The organism is Intrasporangium chromatireducens Q5-1, assembly GCF_000576575.1.
Classification (GTDB): Bacteria; Actinomycetota; Actinomycetes; order Actinomycetales; family Dermatophilaceae; genus Intrasporangium_A; species Intrasporangium_A chromatireducens.
On record NZ_AWQS01000287.1, the window covers coordinates 1 to 4341 of the forward strand.

Here is a 4341-nt window from a genome sequence, read left to right on the forward strand (position 1 = left end):
CCGGGATGCAGCTGTCGCTCGGGGTCGATGCCCTCTCCGCCTTCGTGGTGCCGACCATCACGGTCGTCACCCTGGTCGTGCTCCTGTTCGCCCGGTCTGAGATCCAACGATCCCGCGCCCGGTTCCACGGGTTGATGCTGCTCTTCGCGGCCGCCGCCGTCCTCACCGCCACGGCCGAGACGCTCGTGACCCTGCTGCTGGGCTGGGAGGTCATGGGTGCCATGTCCTACGCGCTCATCGGCTTCTGGTGGCGTGACGACGAGCGGGTCTCCTCGGGTCTCACCGCGTTCCTGACGACCCGCACGGCCGACCTCGGGTTGTACATCGCAGCCGGGGCCGCACTCGCAGCCTCGCCGGGCCTCCGGCTCTCCGACCTGCCGGCCATGACCGGTGGGTGGCAGCACGTCACCGCGGCCGGGATCCTCGTGGCCGCGCTGGGCAAGGCGGCCCAGCTGCCCTTCTCCTTCTGGCTCTCGCGCGCCATGGTCGGGCCGAGCCCGGTCAGTGCCCTGCTCCACTCCGCAGCCATGGTGGCCCTGGGCGGCTACCTGCTGCTGCGAGTACAGCCGCTGCTGCAGGCCACGGGATGGGCCGGTCCCGTCACGGCCTGGATCGGTGCGGCGACAGCAGTCCTCATGGGCCTGGTCGCCGCCGCCCAGCGAGACCTCAAACAGCTGCTCGCCGCCTCGACGTCGGCCCAGCTGGCCTTCATCGTGCTGGCCGCGGGCGTCGCGTCGGTCGCCGGGGGAGTCGCACACCTCGTCGCCCATGCCGCCACCAAGGCCCTGCTCTTCCTCGCCGCTGGCGCGTGGCTGACAGCCCTCGGGACGAAGCAGCTGGCCGGGCTCCAGGGGGTGGCCCGGCGCTGGCCGGTCTTCGGCTGGCTGGCCACCACGGGAGCGGTCGCCCTGGCCGGGATCCCACCGCTGTCCTTGTGGGCGACGAAGGACGCCGTGCTGTCTTCGGCCCTGGAGCAGTCGCCCGCTCTCTACGCGGCCGGCCTGGTGGCAGCCGGGCTGTCCGCGGCCTACGCCGGCAAGATCGTCGTGACGATCTGGCGACCGGTGAGGCAGGGGGAGCGCGAGGAGGTCGAGGCCCTCTACGACGCGGAGGAGCAGGGCACCCGCAAGGTGGGCCCGGCCGAGCAGGCCCCGCTGGTCGTGCTCGCCCTCGGCGCCCTCGTCCTCGGCGCACTGGCCCTGCCGCCCGTGAGCGGGCACGTCGCGCAGGTCCTGGGCGCCAGTGAGCCGCCGGTCAGCACCGTCGAGCTGGTCGGCTCCGGCGCTCTTGCCGTCGTCGTCGTCCTGGCCGTCGTGCGGTGGCGGCTGCCCGAGCCACGCTGGCTGCGTGACTGGCTCGGCCTCGAGCGGGCCGCCCACGGCCTCGTCGTGCGGCCGACGATGCGGCTCGCCCGTGCCTTGTCCCGCGTGGACGACGGTGTGCTCGACGCCGCGGTCGAGGGCACTGCCCGGTCGGTGGTCCGGATGGCTCGCCGGGCGGCCGACGCCGACTCCCGGTGGGTCGACGGCGGCGTCGAGGGACTGGCCCACTCGGCGCGGCGTCTCGGCGTGCTGGCCCGCCGCCCGCAGACCGGCCAGCTGCACCAGTACTACGTCCAGGCCGTCGTGGTCCTCGCGCTCGGCACCGTCCTCGTCCTCACGCTGGGGTGACCGTGGTCAGTCTGCTCGTCTTCCTGCCGCTCGCGGCCTCCCTCGCGCTTGCCAGCCTGGCGCGCCCGGCGCCGACGCTGGCCCGCTGGACCTGGCTGACCGTCGCAGCGGTCGAGGTCGTCCTCGTCGGGGTGATGTGGGCGACGTACGAGCGGCCGGCGGACGACTCGCTGGCGTTCGAGGAGCGACTGCCCTGGCTGCCCGGCGTCGGGAGCAGCTACCACGTCGGTGTCGACGGCCTCTCGTTGCCGCTCGTCGCGATGACAGTTGTCATCTTCCTCGCTTGTGCGGTCTTCGCGTTCCGCGACGCCGACCGACCGCGGACCAGGGCCGCCCTGTTTCTCTTCCTCGAGAGCGTCAGCCTCGGCCTGTTCGTCTCGGCCGACCTCATCCTCTTCTTCGTCTTCTTCGACCTGTCCATCGTCGGGATGTACTTCGTCATCGCCGGGTGGGGCCATGGCGAGGCGCGCCGGTCCGCGCTGAAGTTCTTCCTCTACACCTTCGTCGGCTCGCTGGCCCTGCTCGCCGGCTTCATCGGTCTGTACGTCGCCGCGGCCCCGCACACCTTCGACATGGTCGAGCTGACTCGGACGGCGCCTCTGGCCGGCCGACCGGTGGCCGGGGGCCTCGTCCTCGCGGCCATCCTGCTCGGGCTCGCGGTGAAAACACCTACCGTTCCCTTCCACACCTGGCTGCCGCCGGCACACACCGACGCGCCGGCCGTCGGATCCGCGGTCCTGGCCGCGGTGCTGCTCAAGATGGGCACCTACGGCTTCGTCCGGATCGCGATGCCGATGTTGCCGCAGTCCTGGCAGGCGTGGTCGTGGGTCATCGTCGTCGTCGGTCTCGTCTCCGTCCTCCACGGCGCTCTCGTCGCGCTGGCCCAGACGAACCTCAAGCGGATGATCGCCTACACGTCGGTCAACCACATGGGCTATATCGTGCTCGCCGTCGGCGTTGCCGGCCTGATCTCCTCCGACACCGCCCAGGCGCGAGCCGTAGCGGTCACCGGTGCCGTCACCCAGATGGTCAGCCACGGGCTCGTCACCGGGGCGCTGTTCCTGCTCGCCGGCGTGTTCTGGCGCCGCACCGAGCAGTACGACCTCAGTGCCTACGGTGGCCTGGCGGGCCCAGCCCCACGGTTCGCCACCCTGTTCGCCGTCGCGGCGTTCGCCTCCCTCGGCCTGCCGGCGCTGTCCGGCTTCATCGCCGAGTTCCAGGTCTTCACCGGCAGCATCGCGGCGGCCCCCGTCACCGCGGTCGCGCTGCTCGGCATCCTGATCACCGCAGCCCTGTTCCTCCGCGCCCTGCAGGGCGTCTTCACCGGCCACCCCCGGGGCCGGTCGGTCGGGTTCGCCGACCTGCGGGCGACCGAGACCTGGTCGGTGGCACCGCTGCTGCTGCTGTCGCTGCTCATCGGAGTGCTGCCCAACACGCTCGTCTCGGTCATCGAGCCGGCGGCGGCGACCGTGATCCACCTCGTCGGTCGGTAGGAGCAGGACACTGAGATGCGCCCCCTCCTGCTGCTCCCCGAGATCCTGCTCTTCGTCGGCGGCCTCGCCGCCTTGATCGGCGGCTCCTTCCTGCCCCGGCGGCGGCAGTGGCCAGCCCGTGCCGTCGCCCTGACCGCCCTCCTTGCCGCTGCTGCGGCGGCAGCGACGGGCCTCGCGGACGCGCCCACCGAGGCGTTCGAGGGCACCTTCACCATCGACGCCGCGACGGGGGTGGCCCGGCTCGTCGTCACCCTCGCCACGTTGCTCGTCGTGCTCCTGGCGGGGGAGGAGCTCAGCGGCCACGCGCGCGAGAGCGAGGCCTACACGCTGCTGCTCTTCGCTGCCGCCGGCGCGCTCGTCCTCGCGGGTGCCCACGATCTGCTCGTCCTCGCCGTCGGCTTCCTGCTCGCCAGCATCCCGCTCTACGGCATCATCGGCCTCGCGCGCACCCCCCGGTCGGCCGAGGCCGCGTTGAAGACCTACCTGGTCGGAGCCCTCTTCGGCATCCTGCTGCTCCTCGGCGTGACGCTGCTCTACGGCCTGGCCGGCTCGACGTCCTACGCGCAGATGACAACCGCGCTTCGCGCCGCGCCCTCGAGCGTCGTCGCCGTCGGGGCCGTCGCGGTCATCGGGGGCCTGATGTTCAAGGCCGGAGGGGTGCCGGCCCACTTCTGGGTCCCCGACGCCGCCCAGGGGGCGAACGCCACCGCGGCTACCTTCCTGACCACCGTGCCCAAGATCGGCGCGGTCGTCGCGGTCTATCGGGTCGTCACGGTGCTGGGCGACACCGTCCCGGCGGCTCCGCTCGTCGCCGCGCTCTCGGTCGTCAGCATGACGCTGGGCAACTTCGCGGCCTACTGGCAGACCGACCCGAGGCGCCTGCTCGGCTGGTCCACCGTCAGCCAGCTCGGATACCTGCTGGTGCCCGTCGTGGTGGCCGGACGCACCGACCTCGCCCTGCCCGCGGTGCTCTTCTACCTGGGCGGCTATGCCGCGACGAACCTCGCCGCCTTCGCGGTCACGGCCGCGCTGCCGGGCTGTCGCGACCTCGACTCCTACACCGGGCTGGCCCGGCGCCACCCGCTGCTGGCGGGCGCCCTCGTCGTCGCCCTGCTGGGCCTCGTCGGGACACCTCCCATGGCCGTCTTCGTCGGCAAGCTGACCGCCGCCACGGCTGG

3 protein-coding genes are annotated in these 4341 nt (G+C 72.5%); all 3 read left to right on the plus strand.

Annotated features, from left to right (window positions below):
* Window positions 1-1670: NADH-quinone oxidoreductase subunit 5 family protein (locus N864_RS19695; RefSeq protein ID WP_034721342.1), on the plus strand; the 1670-nt coding region annotated here is incomplete at its 5' end.
* On the plus strand, window positions 1667-3163 hold the full coding sequence (locus tag N864_RS19700) for a complex I subunit 4 family protein (RefSeq protein WP_240474418.1): 1497 nt from the start codon (window positions 1667-1669) through the stop codon (window positions 3161-3163). The genes N864_RS19695 and N864_RS19700, both read left to right, overlap by 4 nt.
* A gap of 15 nt (window positions 3164-3178) precedes the next feature.
* Window positions 3179-4341: NADH-quinone oxidoreductase subunit N (locus N864_RS19705; RefSeq protein ID WP_034721341.1), on the plus strand; the 1163-nt coding region annotated here is incomplete at its 3' end.